Genomic DNA, 2855 nt, shown 5'->3' on the forward strand with positions numbered 1-2855 from the left:
CGGCTAAGCTCGTCGACAGGGCCAAACGTGATTCGCGCGCCAGCACCACCGCGCAAGGTCCAGCCGACAGGCCGAACATCTCGCCGTCGGGCAACAATCCAATCGACAATACCAGTTGGTCGCCGCGCTCCGACCGCAAGATCAAATCGGCAGCCGAAATGGGAAACTCGCTCTCGTCCACCCGGCAGACTCGTGCGACCGCACGTTGCAGCATTTGGGTTTGCGTGGAATCGGAGGTGGCCAGATGGCCACCGTTCGCCGTCAGCAGAGTGATCGGCTGTACCAAAAGTCTTTGCGCGGCGTCATTCATGTCAAGGATGCGCAGGCGCGGATCGACGATAAAGCCGGCGAAGGGCAGGTGGCCGAGCAGCGATCGGAGCACAGGTCGCGCCTCGAAATGTCGGCCCAAACCCGCAGCGCGCTGCAGATGAGGCGTGATCAGGGCGAGCATCGCACGATCATCGGCGTCGAACGCCGGCTGCCCTCGGCCTCGCTGCACGTCGAAAAACCAGTAGTTCTTTTCCGACGCGCGCAGATTGCAGAACATGCCGTCATACATGTCCTGCGGCATCATCCATTCGTTCCAGACGGAGGTGCGTTCAATACGGTGCCGCCCAATCAACTGGGTGTCGCTAAAAACCCGGCCAAGCGGCGCGGCCACACGCGGCGCAAAGAGTTCGTTGGTCGCGAAATGGTCAAGGAAAATCCTGTCCCAATAGGGGTCGCGGCTCGGTGAGACGCAAAAGCTATCCTCGACATTGGCCCAGTCGATGCCCGAGAAACAGGCTCTGGAGCCATGAAACATGGCTTGCAACTGAAGGACCACGTCAAGCCAAATCGATTGATCGTAGGCGGCCTCATATATGCGACCGATCACTACCGACAGGCGCTCGTGAGAGATCGAATATCCCATAAGCCTTGCGAAATATACAACCAGAATGAAGTGTTAGCATACCTCTGATTGCGGTCGATGCAAGGGATAGAACGTCGAATGAGCAGGGGGGTTACCAGTGCTGACGCCCAAGGTCAGGAGAAAGCAGACATGATGTTTGACGCTTCACCCTTACGTCCACGGAGGCGGAAATCGGCGTACTCAGTTCTGTATGCTCTGTATGCCCTTCTCGATCGAATGGCGGAGGAAGTGGGATTCGAACCCACGGTGAGCTTGCACCCACGCCGGTTTTCAAGACCGGTGCCTTAAACCGCTCGGCCATTCCTCCATCGTGGTTTTTCAACCATTTGGGCAGCGCGGGGCCAACTCGTTTGGCCTGTGGCACCGGATTGGCACCGAAGGCGCTCCCGGCTGGTTCACGCCTCATTCCTGTAAAGCGGCATTGAGGGCTGCGTCAACCACCACTGTGTCGGTTCCTGCCGTCCTGGCAGGCTCTGAGTTTGTCGGAATCGAGCACCGGAACTCGCTATCCCATTGGTGCATGATGAAGAAGGAGCCCGCCGACTGGCGAATCCCTACGGGTCAGCCTCTTGGGACAGCTGCGGTATCCCGCAGATTTAACTTTCGCCAAGGGAACAGCTACTGGTGAGGAAGGCCGAAGCTGCAAATCGGCTCCGGCCTGTACGGTCCTCAGTCTTTGCAATTTTCGTCCGCCTTTGCCGCCGCGGCCTTATCACCGTGCTGCTGCGCCTCGATATCCTGCTGCGAGGTTGCAAGGTTTTTGTCGCCCCCGCCTTCAGCGCCCGCCAATGGCATCGTGGTGCCATCCTTGGCGGCTGGCTTGTTCGCGTTGCCCATGGCCTTCGGAGTCTCTAAAGGCGCGTGGGTTCCATCTTTCGAAATACCGGCGGTCTGTCCGGCATCGGTCCCGGTGTTCGAAGCTGACTTGTCCGGACATGCGGCGATCGCAGACCCGGCAGAAAGCGACATCGCGATCGCGACCATCAATGAAGTCATTTTCATCATGCTCGTCCTTCTGTTCGAGTGCCCTGCGGATGAAACTAGCGGCGCATTTCTTTGTTCCGGCGGTCGGTCCGCTGCCCGACAAAGCCCGGTCAACCGGCAGACACGGCGGGCAGGAGCGAAGCCAGGCTTTCTGTGGCAGAGGGCATCACATCTCTCGCGTGGAAGCACGAAAACCGTTACTTTTCAGAGAGCTCTTACGGTGGAGACGCCACAATCTTGCCCGGTTGCGGCCACAATCGGTTAATACCGTGATAAGCAATTCCTGCGCACAAAGGATCGGGGTTTTAAGCGTCGTTGGTATTGTCGGGTGAGTGTTTTGGCTCCTCTGGTGGTTGAACGCGACGCCTTGAGTTGAGACTGAAGGGGACATCAGGAAAATGCAGGCTGTGACGCCACCGCGTCTTCGTCGCGCTGCTACCGTCGCGTTGTTCGCCATGTCGGCTGCCTTGCTGGCCGCCTGCGCGTCGCAGCCTGAGCCGAAAGCGATGGTCAACAAGAAGACCCGCTCCAAGGAGTATTTCGCCGAATCCGAATATGGCGTGAAGGCAAGCCCGCGTGTGATCTCCCGGAACGGGCGCATCCAACGTGGCGGCGGCAGGGATCAGCTTGGCAAACCCTATCAGGTCCGTGGCAAGTGGTATTACCCGAAGGAAGACAAGCGCTACGCCAAGGTCGGCCTCGCCTCCTGGTATGGCGACGCCTTCCATGGCCGGCTTACCGCCAATGGCGAAGTCTACGACATGACCCATCTGACGGCGGCGCACCCGACCATGCCGCTGCCAAGCTATGCCCGCGTCACCAATCTCAAGACCGGCAGTTCGGTCATCGTTCGCGTCAACGATCGCGGCCCATATCACGAAGGCCGCATCATCGACGTATCGGAGCGCGCTGCCCAGATGCTTGACTATGCCAACACCGGCACCGCTCAGGTGAAGGT

At 59.1% G+C, this 2855-nt stretch carries 3 protein-coding genes and 1 tRNA gene; 1 reads left to right on the forward strand and 3 read right to left on the reverse strand.

The window, feature by feature from the left end; genetic code table 11:
- The 3 genes from EN969_RS25080 to EN969_RS25090 all read right to left on the reverse strand — a co-directional run.
- On the reverse strand, nt 1-913 hold a 913-nt coding region (locus EN969_RS25080; protein WP_127419483.1), incomplete at its 3' end, for a hypothetical protein.
- A gap of 217 nt (nt 914-1130) precedes the next feature.
- Nucleotides 1131-1220, reverse strand: a tRNA-Ser gene (locus EN969_RS25085).
- 362 nt (nt 1221-1582) lie between these two features.
- Nucleotides 1583-1918: a hypothetical protein gene (locus EN969_RS25090; protein ID WP_013531580.1), complete on the reverse strand. Its 336-nt coding sequence runs from the start codon at nt 1916-1918 to the stop codon at nt 1583-1585.
- A gap of 434 nt (nt 1919-2352) precedes the next feature.
- Here EN969_RS25090 and EN969_RS25095 point away from each other — a divergent pair.
- Nucleotides 2353-2855: septal ring lytic transglycosylase RlpA family protein (locus tag EN969_RS25095; protein ID WP_245467493.1), on the forward strand; the 503-nt coding region annotated here is incomplete at its 3' end.

Origin of the sequence: Mesorhizobium sp. M7A.F.Ca.CA.003.01.2.1, assembly GCF_003998945.1 — a bacterium.
In the GTDB taxonomy this organism is placed as follows: domain Bacteria; phylum Pseudomonadota; class Alphaproteobacteria; order Rhizobiales; family Rhizobiaceae; genus Mesorhizobium; species Mesorhizobium ciceri.

Bases quoted from the DNA above. Each gene is read 5' to 3' on its own strand.
- EN969_RS25090 (WP_013531580.1), bottom strand. From the start codon at position 1,918: ATGATGAAAATGACTTCATTGATGGTCGCGATCGCGATGTCGCTTTCT.